16 protein-coding genes are annotated in these 16,377 nt (G+C 42.2%); 7 read left to right on the plus strand and 9 right to left on the minus strand.

The annotated features are described in order from the left end of the window. Positions 1-50: 50 nt before the first annotated feature. The 3 genes from I6H64_RS07270 to I6H64_RS07280 form a co-directional block, all read right to left on the minus strand. A complete protein-coding gene (locus I6H64_RS07270; protein WP_056985042.1) occupies positions 51-1,661 on the minus strand; it encodes an ABC transporter permease in 1,611 nt (536 codons plus the stop codon). Next, the gene (locus I6H64_RS07275) at positions 1,651-2,586 is read right to left on the minus strand and encodes an ABC transporter ATP-binding protein (protein WP_008841209.1); all 936 of its coding nucleotides are present in this window, start codon (positions 2,584-2,586) and stop codon (positions 1,651-1,653) included. Before I6H64_RS07275 ends, I6H64_RS07270 begins: the two co-directional genes overlap by 11 nt. Before the next feature lie 445 nt (positions 2,587-3,031). Continuing rightward, positions 3,032-3,883, minus strand: coding sequence for a Cof-type HAD-IIB family hydrolase (locus tag I6H64_RS07280; RefSeq protein WP_052017558.1), 852 nt, complete (start codon positions 3,881-3,883; stop codon positions 3,032-3,034). Positions 3,884-4,046: 163 nt separating this feature from the next. Between I6H64_RS07280 and nrdI the strand changes: the two genes are divergently transcribed. The 4 genes from nrdI to I6H64_RS07300 all read left to right on the plus strand — a co-directional run bounded on the left by nrdI (position 4,047) and on the right by I6H64_RS07300 (position 6,929). Then, the gene (gene nrdI / locus I6H64_RS07285) at positions 4,047-4,520 is read left to right on the plus strand and encodes a class Ib ribonucleoside-diphosphate reductase assembly flavoprotein NrdI (RefSeq protein WP_002830072.1); all 474 of its coding nucleotides are present in this window, start codon (positions 4,047-4,049) and stop codon (positions 4,518-4,520) included. A gap of 14 nt (positions 4,521-4,534) precedes the next feature. Beyond that, complete coding sequence (locus I6H64_RS07290) at positions 4,535-5,326, plus strand: tyrosine-protein phosphatase (protein ID WP_002830073.1); 792 nt, start codon at positions 4,535-4,537, stop codon at positions 5,324-5,326. Between the two features lie 282 nt (positions 5,327-5,608). Then, a complete protein-coding gene (locus tag I6H64_RS07295) occupies positions 5,609-6,388 on the plus strand; it encodes a tyrosine-protein phosphatase (RefSeq protein WP_008841211.1) in 780 nt (259 codons plus the stop codon). A gap of 79 nt (positions 6,389-6,467) precedes the next feature. Further along, positions 6,468-6,929, plus strand: a complete 462-nt coding sequence (locus I6H64_RS07300; RefSeq protein ID WP_008841212.1) for an ASCH domain-containing protein — start codon at positions 6,468-6,470, stop codon at positions 6,927-6,929. A 72-nt stretch (positions 6,930-7,001) separates the two neighbouring features. On the opposite strand, the gene I6H64_RS07305 is transcribed toward I6H64_RS07300, so the two are convergent. Both I6H64_RS07305 and I6H64_RS07310 read right to left on the minus strand, forming a co-directional pair. Further along, the gene (locus I6H64_RS07305; RefSeq protein ID WP_002830078.1) at positions 7,002-7,904 is read right to left on the minus strand and encodes a YihY/virulence factor BrkB family protein; all 903 of its coding nucleotides are present in this window, start codon (positions 7,902-7,904) and stop codon (positions 7,002-7,004) included. A gap of 12 nt (positions 7,905-7,916) precedes the next feature. Continuing rightward, entirely contained in the window at positions 7,917-9,353 is a 1,437-nt protein-coding gene (locus tag I6H64_RS07310; protein ID WP_008841213.1) for an MFS transporter, read from the minus strand. Between the two features lie 156 nt (positions 9,354-9,509). Here I6H64_RS07310 and I6H64_RS07315 point away from each other — a divergent pair, with 156 nt between their 5' ends. Then, the gene (locus I6H64_RS07315; protein WP_005919685.1) at positions 9,510-9,968 is read left to right on the plus strand and encodes a Fur family transcriptional regulator; all 459 of its coding nucleotides are present in this window, start codon (positions 9,510-9,512) and stop codon (positions 9,966-9,968) included. A gap of 152 nt (positions 9,969-10,120) precedes the next feature. On the opposite strand, the gene pta is transcribed toward I6H64_RS07315, so the two are convergent. From pta to I6H64_RS07330, 3 genes are all read right to left on the minus strand, one after another. Beyond that, positions 10,121-11,092, minus strand: coding sequence for a phosphate acetyltransferase (gene pta, locus I6H64_RS07320; protein ID WP_005919688.1), 972 nt, complete (start codon positions 11,090-11,092; stop codon positions 10,121-10,123). A 3-nt stretch (positions 11,093-11,095) separates the two neighbouring features. Continuing rightward, the gene (locus I6H64_RS07325) at positions 11,096-12,295 is read right to left on the minus strand and encodes an acetate/propionate family kinase (protein ID WP_002831028.1); all 1,200 of its coding nucleotides are present in this window, start codon (positions 12,293-12,295) and stop codon (positions 11,096-11,098) included. A 393-nt stretch (positions 12,296-12,688) separates the two neighbouring features. After that, positions 12,689-13,402 carry a glucosamine-6-phosphate deaminase gene (locus tag I6H64_RS07330; RefSeq protein ID WP_002830086.1) on the minus strand — a complete coding sequence of 238 codons (714 nt, stop codon included), beginning with the start codon at positions 13,400-13,402 and terminating at the stop codon, positions 12,689-12,691. A gap of 218 nt (positions 13,403-13,620) precedes the next feature. On the opposite strand from I6H64_RS07330, the gene I6H64_RS07335 reads away from it, so the two are divergent. Continuing rightward, positions 13,621-13,851: a hypothetical protein gene (locus I6H64_RS07335; RefSeq protein WP_005919692.1), complete on the plus strand. Its 231-nt coding sequence runs from the start codon at positions 13,621-13,623 to the stop codon at positions 13,849-13,851. Positions 13,852-14,359: 508 nt separating this feature from the next. Here I6H64_RS07335 and gloA2 read toward each other — a convergent pair. After that, on the minus strand, positions 14,360-14,740 hold the full coding sequence (gene gloA2, locus I6H64_RS07340; RefSeq protein WP_008841216.1) for an SMU1112c/YaeR family gloxylase I-like metalloprotein: 381 nt from the start codon (positions 14,738-14,740) through the stop codon (positions 14,360-14,362). Between the two features lie 152 nt (positions 14,741-14,892). On the opposite strand from gloA2, the gene I6H64_RS07345 reads away from it, so the two are divergent. Next, positions 14,893-16,329 (plus strand): MFS transporter, encoded by a 1,437-nt coding sequence (locus I6H64_RS07345; protein WP_056985040.1) that lies wholly within the window; start codon positions 14,893-14,895, stop codon positions 16,327-16,329. The last annotated feature ends 48 nt before the right edge of the window (positions 16,330-16,377 follow it).

The raw sequence follows: 16,377 nt of genomic DNA on the forward strand, positions 1-16,377 counted from the left end.
CAAAAAGCAGGGGTTATCTCCCTGCTTTTTATTTTGGCTAAAAATCGCTTTTAAGCGAGGTCGCGCCGGTTAAATCCCCAATAACCAATGATCATTAAAAGTAACCCGAGCGCTATCAAAACAAACACATAACTGTAATTAACCTTGTCTAAAGGAACCATCTTGGTCCATCCTAATCCGGTAAGTTGCTTAGTCCAGGCTGGTAGTTTAAGTAGACCGCCAAGATAACTAGTAAAGAATGCGTACCCCAGATACAACCAGGTAATTCCGTTTAACTTCGGCGCAATTCCGTTAAAACAGACTGCCAGGCCAACGGTCAAAATAATTGTGGGAGCAAAGGCAATGAAAGTTTTTACGTATGCTGCAAAGCTAATGTCACCCTGGGTCAGCACCCAATTTCCCGCAACGTCAACTCCCAACAGTCCTACCGCAAAACCTAGAACACCAATTCCCACTCCGTTGGCCACGTACCCAGTCAACAAGCGGTTGCGCGAAACCGCCTTAGCATACACGTTTTCAAGATAACCGCGTTGTTGGTCACCATGGAGTTTATTAACGCTCATCACTGCTGGAATCGTTCCTAAAACAGCCATAATCATGCCAATAATTGAAATGAAATTAAGTAAAATTTGGTGACTAGCACTGTGGATTGCCGATTTTTGCATAACGAGTTGCATGGTCGGGTTAGATTTTAAAATATCTCCCACCGTATCAAAAATTGAACCGAGCATTCCGCCTAGGATAAATAGTGAAAATAACCAAATCCAATTACTATGACGTTGTAATTTTTCGATTAACGTAATGGGTCCTTGTAAGGTACGTGCTGCGCGGGCCCGTCCCGCAGATCCCTGAAACATGCCCGCGCCCACGTCTCGGCTTTGGTTAACCGCCCAGACTGCTAAACCAATCAGCATCCCTAAGCTGAACGTTAGAAAAACGGGCGTCCAGTTATTGTCATGAAAAGCTTCAATTTTTTCAATCCATCCTAAGGGAACCCACCAAGTCTGGGCAGGATTTTTAAGGTCAGTAAACATCCGGGCAACGTACATCACCCCCAAAATCATGTAACTAGCAATCGTCGCCGAACGAGCGTTATCAAAAACTTGAGCCATTAATAAACCAACCATGCCAAACAGTAATCCTCCGGCTGCTAAACTCAAGCCAATTAACCACGCCCCATTCGCGTCAACCCCCGCCATAGAACTAAATTGGATTGCCAAACTATATAGCACTCCCGTGACCGCATTGATTGTGAATAGTTCCGTGAGCGCCGCCATAATTATCGACCAGTTACCAACGTCGTGAGCGACCACCAATTCCGTAAGACCTTGATCCTCCTCGCCACGAGTAGCACGAATTGCAAAATAAATGTTCATCGCAATCATCGCAATTGCCATAAATACCAACATCTCGGTTGCAAACAGGTCTCCGCTAGTTTTTAACGGGGTATCAAACGTCCCGAAAAAGGCTTGCATTGCCGGTGTGTTGAGGGTCGCTTTGATGGACGCAATTGCTTGGCGAGTTCCGTACAGCGTTTCAAACTTGAACGCCACGCTAGCCATCAGCCCTGCTAATACTAAGACCCAAACGCCAATGTTTAAACGATCACGACGTAAATTTAACGCAGTCAACAGTCCGTAACCCTTCATTTTATTTTTCATGATCAATCACCTTACGTTGGTTTGCGTCCTGTTTGTAGTATCTGAGAAATAGATCTTCTAAAGTTGGCGGAGTGCTTTGGATCGCTAAAATATTTTTCTCCGTCAAAATTTTCATCACTTCGCTAATCGCGTCCGTATCGACAGAAAAACTAATTTTTTTCGGGTTCCGTTGATCAACCTCAAATGCGTGCACCCCAGGTATATTTTTAACCGTTTCAGCATCGTCTTTAGTAGTCACGGTAATTTGTGTGCGGGTTAAGTGCCGCATTTCATCTAACGTTCCCTGCTCAATAATGATTCCTTCACGAATAATGGCAATTCGATCACACATCCGCTCCACTTCAGATAATATGTGGCTAGACAATAGAATTGCCCTTCCTTCGTTCTTAAGTTTTAACACTTCCTCCTGAAAAACCTCTTCCATCAGGGGATCTAGCCCCGAAGTGGGTTCATCAAAAATGTAACACTCCGCATTTTGGGAAAAAGCCGCAATTAGCGCCACTTTTTGCCGATTTCCTTTTGAATAAGTTCGCGCCTTTTTCTTCGGGTCCAAATCAAAACGTTCAATTAATTCATCAGTCCGCTTAGAATGCTTTTCTCCGTTCATTTTTAGGAATAAATCAATAATTTCGCCACCAGTCAGATTAGGCCACAAATATACATCACCTGGTACGTAAGCAAGTCTGCGATGGATTGCCACCCGATTTTGCCAAACATCTTGATCAAACATAGTGGCTTTTCCTGCACTTGCTTTAATAATCCCCAGTATCACCCGAATTGTCGTCGTTTTTCCCGCACCATTGGGCCCAATAAATCCAAAAACTTCACCACGGTTTACTTGAAAAGTAACGTTTCGCAATGCCTGAACTTTACCAAAGTTCTTTTGGATTTGTTGCACGTCTAATACCTTTTTTGGATTCATCATCAGCGCCTCCCTGCTAGGACCTCTTTAATTCCAACATAGAATACGCTCTGCGGGTATATAAGTCAACGTAAATATATGGGGATTTTTCCTTTGAAAATCCCTTATTTTTGGGGTTCTTTGTTGCATAGTCAAAACGTGCTATCAGGACCAGCTTCTTCCGGTTAACCAAATCTAAAGACCAATCGCCCAACCCGCGATTAGTCCTTGTATTTTATTAATCCTTGAGGGTTCTTTGCTGCATAGTCAAAACGTGCTATCAGGACCAGCTTCTTCCGGTTAACCAAATAGAAAAGACCAATCGCCTAAAACCGCGATTAGTCTTTAGATTCCGTTAATCCTCGAGGGTTCTCTGCTGCCTAGTCAAAACGAGTTCCAGCCCTAACTTCTTCCGGTTAACTAAATATAAGGACTAATCACCTAACCCGTGATTAGTCCTTATATTTTATTAATCCTCAGAAGTTGCCCAGGGGCTTCCACTCTCTAAATTAAAATACCTCTCCAAAAATTTTCCGATCCCATTTTCCAAATTACTTTCCGTCACCGCATCCGCTTCCTTTTTTAGCAGTTCCGGGCTATTTCCCATTGCCACCCCGGTCCCTACCGCGCGGATCATTTCCAAATCATTCATATCGTTACCGAATGCCAACGTTCTTTCCACCGGGATTTGGTACTTATCCATAATCGCGCGAACCGCCGTAGCCTTCGAAATTCTTCTTGGAATCAATTCCAGATTGTTTGGCGACGATGATGATACCGCTAGCAATTTGGTTGCCATCAAACGTTCCTTCGCCTCTTGCAAACGTGCGGAAGGCTCATCATCAATTGTGATCCCATTAATAATTTGGCTGCTCAATTGCTGGAGATGGTCCAAATCTTGAATCTTTTCAAATCCCCGATTTCCCATTTTATCCGCCATCACGCGAACCCGTGCTAAGCGACTTAGGCGCCACGGCTTTTTGTTAGTATAGTAGGTCATCTCGGTGGTGAAAAAGTTCGTCGAAAGTCCTAAGTCCATCGTAATTTGATAAATTTCCTTCAACGCGTTCCATCCTAGATGCTCCTGATGAATATGGTTTCCTTTTTGGTATACCGATCCGTTTGACGCAATGATTTCAACCTCATCGTTGATTTTTTTCTGAATTAACTTCGCTAGCGACAGCATACGCCCCGTGGCAATGTAAAAAATTACACCTTCTCGTTGGAGTCGTTCAATTGCCTGTTTGGTTGCTGGTAAAACATTTTGGTGATTATCAATTAACGTTCCGTCAATGTCCATGAATACTAAATGTGGTTTCACTACCTTCACCCCTTACATTACTGCCTATTATTGTACTACATTCTGATAGCGTTTCCATCTTTATCGGCAGTTTAAGTGAGTTTGTTATTAACCCGTGGTATCATTTTATTTAAGAGGAGCGTAAAATTAACTGTAACAGCAAATATAGTAAGGAGTTCTAACCATGAAAAATGAAATTCACCTTTTGTACATCTCGATTGCGGGTAATACGCAATCTTTCGTCGACGATTTAAGTGACTACGCCGAAAAAATGCACCAACAAGACCCGAAAAATCCTTTAATTTTCGCCAAGGAAATCACGGACGAAACGGAATTTGCTGATGAAGAGATTCCTTATTTTGCCTTCGTTCCCACCTACTTGGACGGCGGTAACGGCATTGACAACGGTGTTAAGGAACTAATGACTAACGTGTTGGGTGAATACATTGCCTACCACCACAACCGCGAATTATGCCTCGGCGTGGTGGGGAGTGGCAACCGCAACTTTAACGAACAGTATTGTCTAACTGCGCGCCGCTACGCTCGGGATTATGGTTTTGAAATGATCGACGATTATGAACTCCGCGGAACCACCAAAGACTGTGAACGTATTTACGCTAACATGGCAGAACGTGTCGAAGAAGAAATTAACGTATAAAGAGAGGAATTAAGATGGAACGTGCAAGACTCTTACCAATCGCAACTGGATTAAACTTCCGCGAACTTGGCGGCTATAAAACCCTTGATGGCAAAACGATTAAGTGGAATAAAATCGTTCGTTCGGGACGTCTATCCGGTTTATCCCAAACGGACCTAGATTTTTTAGCTAACTATCCCATCAAATACGACGTGGACTTCCGCTCCCCGGAAGAAAAAAGTCAGGCACCTGACCAAGTCCCTGCTGGTGCAAAATACACTTTTGATCCGGTATTCCCGGTCGACGAAACCCAAAGTACTAAGCAAACTAGTGATCTACAGCGTAAAATGAATTACGATCCCACCAGCGGACTAGTTGAAATGCGCCGAGTTTATCGCGACGTGATCAACCAATCCCACGCACAAAAGGCGTACCGGAAATTTTTTGATGTTTTACTAGCTAATAGCGACGAAGACTCCGCTTTACTTTTCCATTGTACGGCAGGAAAAGACCGGACCGGCATGGGCGCCATTTTCTTCCTTTCCGCTCTGAATGTTGACGAAGATACGATCCGGGCCGATTATTTACTTACTAATCGAGCAATTAAGCCTCGAATTGACAACCTAGTAATGGACTTGAAGTTACAAAATAAAAATTCGGCCTTCATTCAAAGTGCCAAGGCGCTCCAATCTGTGAACATCTCGTACTATAATTCCGCAATGGAAGCTATTAAGAAACTTTCTGGTTCCACCCAGAATTACCTTAAAGAATACCTTCATTTAACGGATCACGACTTAGCAGACCTTAGAAAAATTTATTTAGAGTAATTAACAAATCTTAATAAACTTTGATATTTTTAAAAGACTAAGTTAACAAAAAATTCACATTTACCATTTATGATATAGAATGTGGATGAGGAGGTAGGGATTACCATTTCTCATCCGAAAATTTATTCTGATTACTCCTCCAAAAAGTACAGAATGTAGTTTTCAATAACCTACTCCCCAAAGGGCGCCCTAAACGGCGTCCTTTTTTGTTGATCCGGTAAATGTTTTCCCTTAGCTGCGTTATAATAGGCTTAAAACCACAGTTAGGAGTGCCCTCGAATTATGAAGCCTGAACGAATTTTAGACCTTCCCCACGCCGTGAACCTGCGGGAGCTCGGCGGTTACCAAAACATTAATAATCAAACTATCAAATGGCGAAAACTTTTGCGCTCTGGGGAGTTATCCCGCCTCAACGAGCACGATGGCGCTGTTTTAGCAGATTACGGGTTAAAGTATGATATTGATTTACGCTCGCCGTCCGAAGTGACCTGGAGCCCAGACCGCGTTCCTACAGATATCATCGTCCGTTCATACCCGGTTTATCCGATTCATGATGGTGAAACCTCGGATATCCCAGTTAACCAGCATTTACAATACCAATCCCACGTAGAAGCCATGTACGATCCCTACTTGGTGATGGTACTTAACGAACACGCACGTCTAGCGTTCCGCCAAATGTTTATTGATTTATTAGCTAACGACCAAGAAAATGAATCGCTCCTATTTCACTGTGCAGCCGGCAAGGACCGTACTGGGGTGGCCGGAATGCTAATTATGGCCGCACTCCAAGTGCCATATAGTACCATCCGGGAAGATTATTTATTGACTAACTTAGTCTATAGCCGGCGCGACCCTGACGAATTGCGCAAACAAATTGCCAACCGGCACGCTAACCAACTAATCCAAAGGATGAACAGCGTCTTTTCCGTTGCCGCCTCTAGTTTGGACCGGGCTCATCAGTTAATTATTGACCGATTTGGCAATTGGGACCACTATTTTAAGGAAGCCTTAGAGTTGAGTGAAACCGACTTACAGGATCTTCGACGGCTTTATCTCGAGTAAACTAATTCAGTTGCGGAAACGTTTCCAAGATGGTAGGATATGGGCAACAACGATAAGATAACGGGAAGGACCTGATACAATGGCAACACCAGTTGAAGCAATTTGGCAAGCATTTACCGAACAAAGCGGCGTTAAGGGGGATCGTTTTCAAACACGATGGTTTGGTCCCCAAGACCAGCCCGCAGAGATCGACCGCCTAAATAATTTGATTCTCAAAGGGCAAAAACGCGCAACCACTAAACCGTTAGCTTATTATTCCGCTGAACAGGAAGCCATTCCTCAAGCAGGAGACTATTTCGTACTGCTAGACGGTCAGATGAAACCCGTCGCGGTAATTCAGACCGTGGTTTCGGAACTGATTCCCTTCTTACGGGTTTCTGCTGAACACGCTTATAACGAAGGCGAAGGAGATCGCAGCCTCGAAGACTGGCGCGAGCGTAGTTTGCACAAATTTGAAAGATTAATGGCTAATTACGATAATCAATTTTCAACCGACGATCCGGTTGTAACCGAATTGTTCGAAGTGGTTTATCGTCGTTAAAGCATAATTAAAAACAGTGTGGCAAGGGACAACTTTTACTCAAGTTGTTAACCTACTTTTCCACACTGTTTTTTATTTATGAATGTTAATTTTATATTTTCCAACCACTTTACGCAGACTTCCGGCGGTTTCGATGATTTTACCTTCGCGCAATTCTTGCCAGGTAGCATTTAGCACCCCGCCAAACATGATGATCATTGCCGAAAAATTAAGCCAGAACATGATGGCAATAAAGGTACCCAAAGTCTTGTAACTTGTAACGGATCGCGCGAAAATCCTTAAATAAAAGGAAAAGACTTGGGACAACACCATCGTGCCAATCGTTGCAAACACCGTCCCGGGGATTACGTACTTGAACCGGATTTTAGCGTTAGGCACTAGGTAATAAAGCAATGATAGCCCCACGAACAGGCCCACAATGGTAACTGGCCACTTTAATTGACCGACCAACGCAAATAAATGGGTTGGTAAATTTAGAATAGGGGTTAGATAACTGACCAACGTTTGCCCAAAACTAAACAAGAAAACCAGCACCGCCATAATCGCAATAATCACCACCGTAAGGAAAAAGGAAACTACCCGGTTAATGATTGGATTTTGGTATTTGGCGACTCCATAAGCGCGGTTAACGGTTCGTTGAAACGCCGCGACCGCTTGACTAGCTGAAAAGACCGTCATTACCAAACTAAATGAAAACAGTTCGCCATTTCCAGAACCTAAAAAGTCCTTAACGATTGGCTCGGTAATGTTATAAATGGTCTCAGGCACGGCGGTTTCTATGTACTCTAAAACGGTATTTACCCGGATTTGAAACAGTGGTAATAAAGTTCCTAACAGCATTACTAAAGGGAAAAATGAAAGCAGTAAATAATACGCTAACACGATCGAATTATTTACCACTTCCGCTTCATTGAATCGCTTCAGTAACGCTTTTAAGAAGGTTTCGCTTTTTCTTAAAAACACCTTAAAAGTCATTATTTTCTCCAACTACTTCACAATATGTTTACTTAAGTTATAATTCCGGCCCGCAATCATCGTGACCAGCCAACTCAAGATAGTAATGATAAAAAAGACTAAAAATGCTGCCCGGTATCCCGCTAACGAAGATAACTGCCCCGGGAGGCCTGAAAATGACCAACTTTCGGTCACGTTTTGTAAAACCACGGATAGCACCGTCAAAATCAAACTGGTTGCCATCAGTTTAAACTGTCCGGCAAAAATATCCGCCATGTTAATTAACCTCCGGGACCGCGGCCGTTGGTTAAGTTGCTTACCAACTTGAATCAATAAACCGTGTCCTGCCTCAATCAACATGGTTAAAATCACAAACAATAGCAGGTTGAGATACGTTGAAAAAATTGTCAAACATCCCCAACCTAACATCATGATGCCCGTGGCCATTCGAATCCGTTTTATTGTAGAAACGTTTTTCAACAATGGAATGGTCCCGTGATGAACTAGCAACCGCACCATGATTCCTGGAATCAACGATACCCCAATGGCCCACGTTGCGTAGTGCAGGCCTTGTCGTAAGTATAGCACTCCAATTACCAATAAACTTGCAAAGGAAGCTGCTCCAATCCCCTGTAAAAGAACTGCTCGCAGATAACGTACGTCTAGTAGCCCTCTAAAATCAATTAACGGGTTCTTAACTTGCCACTCTCGCCGCACGTAAAGCGCTAAACAAATCAACGCGCTAAGCAAAAAGAACCAGCGCCACCAGCTTGCCAAAGCTAGACCGGTTTTCGTAAGTAAAACCATCCCGCCAATCAGTAATAAAAAGCCCCCAGAAAGGCCGAAATTAACCCACTCTATGCTATACTTTTGTGCTTCTAGATCAATTTCAATTTCGTTTGCCATGCCGTAGACAATTAAGCTGCCTAAGATTACTAATAAATTAGCCCATTGCCAAGCGTGTAAAATTAAAAAGCTCGTCCCCGTTAACAGCAACGCCGTTATCGTCGCCACTCCGGTAATAATATCTTCGAGTTGATTAAAATCACTAAAACGACTATCCTCAGGGAGGAGGGCGCTAATCAAGGTGGCAAACATCGGTAGTATCATTCCGCAACCGACCGCCTGAATAATTCTGCCCACTAACATGAGGGGCAACGTGTAAGCCAGCCCAATGATGACCGTTCCAATAATAAAAACCTTTAGTGAATCTCTAAATAACGTGGTCACCGTTCGCTTCTGCAACCATACCGGCCCTAACGGATACATTAATGCTAAGATTGCTAAAGGCAAGATGTTCACTAGTTGCACGGTGGTACCGCCGTTATTAAAATTGCGTAAAATTTCCGCAATTGGCAAAGCAGTACTAAACTCCCCCACTAACATGATTAGCATCCCTAAAATCAGGACGGTAACGTGGTGATAGTCCGCACTGCTCAGCTGACTACGTAAACGTTGCAGTTCTTTCATAAGTGCACCTCTTTAAGCCAACTTAACTTTAATTTTATTAATTTAAAAACCTAAAGTAAAGCTTCCAAGCAAACTTTATTCAATCCTGTTTGAAACTAAGTAAAAAACGTGCTTCAATTAATTTAGTGACTCGATTATGACATAGGAGAAAATACGATGGCCAAAAATACAATCGATGAAGCAATTGAACATTTGAGAAAAAAGCATATTCGCATCACTCCTCAGCGTCGACTTGTTTTGGAATACCTAATCCAAAAAAGAAACCATCCGACTGTGGAAACCATTTTTCACGCATTAAATTCAAAAACCCCTAACTTAAGCTTAGCAACCATCTACAATACCCTGAAGTTGCTTGTTGACCAGGGATTAGTGATTGAATTGACCAGTGGAGAAGATGGTATTCATTATGATTATTATGGGCACCCCCATTTCCACGTAATATGTACTAATTGTGGAAAAATTATTGACGTCGATTATCCTGATTACGCCGCTGATTTGGCTAAGATCGACCGGGTCGCCGCTACTAAGACCGGGTTTGATATTATCGCTAATCACGTCGAAGTCGAGGGGCTGTGTCCCGATTGTAAAAAGCAAGGGACTACGGGTACCAAATAGCTTAACGCTTTCCGCAAATTAAGATTGCATAACTAAAAAAGTGCTTTTCAAGAATTTTTAAACTCATTCTTGAAAAGCACTTTTAATTTGTTTTAAGAAAACCAAGCTATAGGAAAAATCCAATTAGCCAACTCTGGTTTTACATATTTACTTTATGCTTGGGCCAAAGTTACGATAGAGACTTTATAAACGTCTTCTTCGCTAGCACCCCGGGAAAGGTCCGAGATTGGTGCATTCAAACCTTGGAGTACTGGTCCTAAGGCTTCAAAGCCACCTAACCGTTGGGCAATTTTGTAGCCAATGTTTCCTGATTGAAGTTCAGGGAAAATAAAGACGTTGGCGTGACCTGCTACATCGGATTCTGGTGCCTTCGTGGTTCCTACTTCCGGAACGAAAGCTGCGTCAAATTGGAGCTCCCCGTCAATTGGGGTTCTAGGATCGCGTTCCTTAGCCAACTTGGTTGCTTCCACAACCTTATCAACCATTTCACCAGCGGCCGAACCCTTTGTGGAAAAGCTTAGTAAAGCAACCTTAGGGTCAATTCCAATTGAACGTGCGGTTTCCGCACTTTGAATGGCAATTTCTGCCAATGTGTCCGCATCCGGATCGATGTTAATCGCAGAGTCCCCAAAGACGTAGCGTTCATCACCACGTTGCATGAGGAAGGCTCCACTGATCCGCCGCATGCCCGGTTTAGTTTTGATAATTTGCAACGCTGGTCGTACCGTATCACTAGTTGCGTGAGCTGCCCCAGAAACCATTGCGTCTGCCTTACCAAGGTAAACCAACATGGTACCAAAGTAATTAACGTCTTCTAGCATTTTAACCGCTTGTTCCGGCGTATTTTTACCCTTCCGACGTTCAACTAGTTTATCTACCATTACTTGCTTTTCATCAGCAGGATATTCGGCAGGATCAATAATTTGCAGGTTAGCTAAGTCAAGATTATCTTTTTGGGCTAAAGCTTGGATGTTTTCTTTTGAGCCTAATACGATTACTTTAGCCAATTCTTCATTAGCTAAACGAACTGCCGCACCAAGCACCCGTTGGTCTTCACCTTCGGGCAAAACTAGCGTCCGTTTTTGTTCTTTAACTTTATTTTTAAATGTTTCAAATAATTTCACAACTTAATCCTCCATCTTCTTAAAGCGTTCCACTTCACGTGCAATCGCTAATTCTTCATTGGTCGGGATTACCATGATTTTAATTGCTGAATCTGCTTGGTTGATAAAACGTTCGCCGCGTTGTTGATTAAGCTCATCATCTAGTTTGGCGTTAAAAATACCTAACCGGTTCACGACTTTTTGCCGAATTGGCACACTGTTTTCACCAATTCCGGCAGTAAAGACAATCCCATCAAGGCCGCCCATTTCCGTTGCGTATGACCCAATGTACTTAACAATGTCGTTAACCAAAATGTCAACCGCCACTTCAGCACGGTGATTACCATCATCCGCAGCATCTAAAATGTCGCGTAAATCAGGCGATAATTGTGACAAACCTAATAATCCTGACTTCTCGTTGAGGATTTCTAGCATCTTTCGTGGATCCTTAATGTTAAGTTTTTCCATTAAATAAACTACCAAAGAAACGTCGATATCTCCCGAACGGGTAGCCATCGTGATTCCAGCTAACGGAGTGAAACCCATCGATGTATCAAAAGACTTTCCATCCTTAATCGCCGTAATTGAACTTCCCGCACCTAAGTGCAACGTGATTAATTTCAAGTCTTCCAATGGCTTTTGCATTAATTTGGCTGCTTGTCCCGCAACGTACCGGTGGCTCGTTCCATGTGCCCCATATTTGCGAGCCCCGTATTTTTCATAGTATTCGTAAGGAATACTATATAGATAATTTTTCTCGGGTAACGTACCGTGGAAAGACGTGTCAAAAACTGCCACACTGGTAATGTCTGGCAAAATTTTCTTGAATGCGCGAATTCCCGTAGCATTAGCTGGATTATGCAATGGCGCATATTCCTTTAGGTCCTCGATATCTTTTAAAACTTGATCATTAATTAACGCGGAATCTTGGAAAATTTCTCCTCCCGCAACCACTCGATGACCCACTCCGGTAATTTCGTGGTAATCCTTAATAATGTCTAGCTTTAGAAGTTGTTGTAACAATAAGTCAACGGCTTCTTCATGATTCTTAATTGGTTGTTCAATTTTAGTTTTGTGTCCATCGGCCGTCTTGATTGTAAAATTAGAACCCGGAATACCGATTCGATCTACCGCTCCAGATGAAATCACCTTTTCTTCAGGCATTTCGAAAAGCTTAAACTTCAATGTTGAACTACCAGCATTGATTGCAATTATTTTTTCCACTTTGTGATTGCTCCCTTACAATAAGACTTATTTTATCAGAATCAGCCCGTATTTTCCCATTAAAGTTATTGTTTAGATAACTAATAACTATTAAATCGGCGTGCTACCCCACTTTACGGCAAATTCTTTATATTAAAAATAACAAAATTAGTGACGTTTGGGGACTATTTATCCCAATACCTATAAAAACATCTTATTCCAAATAGGAAACGTTTTCAATCCTTTGAGGCTTTTTTGTTCGAAAACAGCGGGAAATAAAAAGGAGATTAAGGAAAAAGCTCCTTAATCTCCTGATTAGAGTTAACATTTTACATTTCTTCGGCAAACTCGTCTAAAAAAGTACCCTTTTTAGTTTTTACATTCACAAAGTTTTCGGTAACTTCCGTTCGTTTTTTAGTACTTACCACTCAATTTGCTTGCAGCTGCTTCATCAACGATTACGGTAACATTATCATGGTTTTGCAGTAAGCTTGCTGGTAAATCAGTGGTTACTGGTCCTTCAATCATTCCCTTAATTGCATCAGCCTTGTCTTCACCGTATGCTTCCATCAAAATGTGCTTGCTTTGCATAATTGAAGCCAATCCCATTGAAATCGCAAAACGCGGAACGTCTTCTTCATGTTCAAAGAAACGAGCGTTAGCATCAATAGTTGATTGAGTTAATGCTACCTTATGAGTAGTGCTATCTGCAGGAGTTCCTGGTTCGTTGAAACCAATGTGTCCGTTACGTCCAATTCCTAAGATTTGTAAATCAATTGGGTTTTCCGCAATAATCTCATCATAATGTTTTGCTTCTGCTTCAATATCTTTTGCGCGACCATTTGGTAAATATGAATGCTTGAATGGCTTTGCATCAAATAAGTTCTTGTGCATGAAGTAGTTGTAGCTTTGATCGCTATCGGCAGGAAGTCCCACGTATTCGTCCAAGTTAATTGAAATTGAGTCTGAGAAATCTAAATCACTTTTAATAATTTCTTGATAAGTGGTAATTGGAGTACTTCCGGTAGCTAAACCGAACGTTTTTGCTCCGTTCTTCTTTGCGTCAGCAAAAACTTTGTAACCTTCTTTTCCGCCTTCAACATCATTTTTTACGATAATTACCTTCATAGTCAGCGCTCCTTTTTTCTTTTTGGTATAGTCCAATTATAAAATGGTCTAAACCAAAATGCAATAGATAAGCCAATAAAACACAAAAAAATACCAAATTTGGTTTTAATTGTCCAACTTTAAGCTACGCCAGCCCGTCTAATTTGGGATTATGGCGTAATTGTTGAAAACGTATACATTTTCAATTATAGTTAGGGTAATCGTAGGAGGTGGATACCATGAGTGAAACAATTTTCTTTAATCCCGGTGATTCAATCGGTAATTTTCACGACTATAACGAAGCGGTGCGTAAGGGACACCTCTATAAGCAAAAACAGCGGCTAGATGATGAACTAGTAGTCGTTAATAATAAGGATAAAAATGAGGAATACGCCATTTTTTACGTAAGGGATCGCCAACCTAATCAAGATAAAAATAATGCGTCGTATGATGTGCGGAGAAAAATTTAGAGTGTGGAAGCCCTCGGGCAGAGTTTGAGGATTAATTAGATTTTAGCCTTAATTGCGGAGTTAGCGATTAAGGCTAAAATTTTATTAACCGCAGAACTTTGAGGGCTGGAACACGTTTTGACTTTATCGCAGTAAAACTCTAGAACGGCAGAATATCGGTCTTAATCACTTTAGCGATTAAGGCCGATATTTGGTTAGCCGGAAGAAACTGGGGCTGGGTGCACGTTTTGACTTTATTGCGTAATTCTCCACATCCTTAATCACCAAGCAAAAAAAACGAGACTGGGAAAAAATAACTTTTCAAGGATGAAAAGGTCCTTAAAAAGTTATTTTGGTGTTTTGACTTCAACAAAGCCCAAACGTGTACCAAAAGTCAGTTGGTTTCGCTTAATCAAAAATTGCCCATCATGCCCAATTCAGGCATGATGGGCAATTTTCAGTTAATGCTCGCAAACTACCCGACTTTTGTCCCACTCTCATTTTTATTCCACTAACACTGTGGAGAAGTTTATTCGTGTAACTCAATTGGCAAACCGTCCGGATCAAAGAAAAAGGTCATTTTACGCTGATTGAGCTCATCTTCTCGGATCGGTTCCACCCGAATCCCCTTTGCCTTTAACTCGGCAACGTCGGCAGCAATATCCTCCGTTTTAAAGCATAGGTGGCGTAATCCTGCTGCTTCAGGATACGTCAGGCGTTTAGGCGCCGTTGGTTTAATGAATAATTCGACCATTAAATCCCCAAAACGCAGATCTAACTTAACGTCTTGCTTATCGCTTCGTTTGGTTTCTTGCACTACTTGCATTCCCAACTGCTCCACGTAAAAATTCCGCGCAGCTTCGTAATCAGTACAAATAATCGCAATATGGTCAATTTTTTTTGGTGACATTAATTTACCTGCTTTCCATGTTTTTCCTATATTTTATCGGGAAAATCGTTTTTTTAACAGCCTAGATAGTTTATGGCTCGAAAAGATTGACATTTCGCATGATAACGGGAAAATATGTAGTTGTACAAATTATTTACAGGAGGAAGAATTGAATGAAGCAGTCACAAGCGCCTTCAAAAACAAATAAAACGCTGATCTTAATTGCGTTGGGTATTTTTACCTTTATGTCCACCCTTGATGGCTCGATTGTCAACATTGCCATGCCAATCATGTCAAAGGAGATGAACATCAGTTTAAGTCGCATTGAATGGGTTGTTTCCATTTACTTAATCGTCATCAGCGCCCTCTTAATGTTTTTTGGTCGTTTGGGAGACGTAATTGGTAAATCAAAGGTATTTCGGATTGGGACGGCCATATTTATCTTAGGGTCCCTCCTTGCCGGAATCAATCTAGGTCTGGCATTTTTACTATTTGCGCGTGCCGTTCAGGCTATCGGAGCCGCGATGACCATGTCTAACAGCTTTGGGATTACCACGAGTACCTTTCCCATTGAACAACGTGGACGTGCAATGGGGGTCATCGGAACCTTCGTTGCTTTGGGCGCCGTTGCCGGACCCGCTATTGGGGGACTTATCTTAAATTATTTAACTTGGAATTACATTTTCTGGATTAACGTTCCCATTGGAATTATAGCCGTTTTAATTGGCGTAAAGAGTTTGCCTCACGACCAGCCCCTCGCAGCCAACGCCCCAATTGACTGGACTGGAGCAATTGAATTTGCAATATGCATTATCACCTTTTTCTTCGCAATTCTTCGCGGACAAGAACGGGGTTATCTAAATCCGTTAATTCTTGGAGCCTTATTAATTGCCATAATTTCATTTATTTTGTTTATTCATACCGAAAATCACCGGCGCCATCCGTTGTTGGACTTATCGATTTTTCAATACGCTGACTTCACGTTAGGGCTCATTGCCGCACTCCTCGTGTTCATCAATGGTTTCTTCTACAACGTTTTAATGCCCTATTATCTAGTTAACGCCCGCGGTTTGTCTTCGGGAGTGGCCGGGACCCTCTTGTCGATCATTCCGTTGACCATGGTGATTTTCGGACCGGTAGGAGGCTTTTTATCTGACAAATTTGGTGGCGCTAAAATCACCGTAATCGGTGTAACTCTGCTGTTGATTTCTCAATTTTTAATTATGGGATTCAACTTACAAACGCCGTACTGGTTCTTCATTTTTGCATCCATCGTTACTGGAATGGGAACCGGATTATTTCAATCACCTAACAACGCTTCCGTAATGTCGGCGGTGCCGCATAACCGCTTGGGAATTGCTGGTAGCGTCAACGCCCTAGCGCGGAACCTTGGAATGATTTTAGGGGTAACGATATCCACATCCGCATTGTTCTTGTTAATGAGTGCCAAGGCCCACACTAGTTTAACCACCTATCCACACGGAAATGACCAACTGTTCATTTTCGGAATGCATTTTTCATTCGCGATTTCTGCGGGATTACTCGCAATTGCCGACATTATTGTAATTCGGCGGTGGTTGATTACCCGGCGAAAAACTTTAGAAGCATAATCACAAGCATAATTTTTAACTTCCGCTCCTTCTTGCGCTAGGATTAGC

Origin of the sequence: Pediococcus acidilactici (assembly GCF_016127815.1) — a bacterium.
In the GTDB taxonomy this organism is placed as follows: Bacteria; Bacillota; Bacilli; order Lactobacillales; family Lactobacillaceae; genus Pediococcus; species Pediococcus acidilactici.